Consider the following 244-nt stretch of genomic DNA (forward strand, 5'->3'; position numbering starts at 1 on the left):
GCGCTAAACGGTTTCCCAAATCGCCTTGCCCTGCCAGCGCCGTTCGATCGCCACCAGAAACAGTTTCACTTTGGGGGAGAGATGGCGTCGGCTGGGATAAACGGCGCAGATCGGCGGCCCCGGGCGACAATAGCGTTCCAGCACCGGCACCAGCGTGCCGGCCGCCATGTGTTCACCGACCAGAAACGCCCCTACCTGACACAGACCTGCCCCGGCGACGGCCGCATCCCGCAATGCCTCGACG

Annotated in this window: 1 protein-coding gene; it reads right to left on the reverse strand. The window is 65.2% G+C overall.

Annotated elements, in window-relative coordinates; translation table 11 throughout:
• Positions 1 to 3: 3 nt before the first annotated feature.
• A partial coding sequence (locus AC4IFT_RS22590) for a LysR substrate-binding domain-containing protein (protein WP_490752989.1) occupies positions 4 to 244 on the reverse strand: 241 nt, incomplete at its 5' end.

It is taken from the genome of Providencia sp. UF-183, from assembly GCF_058246155.1.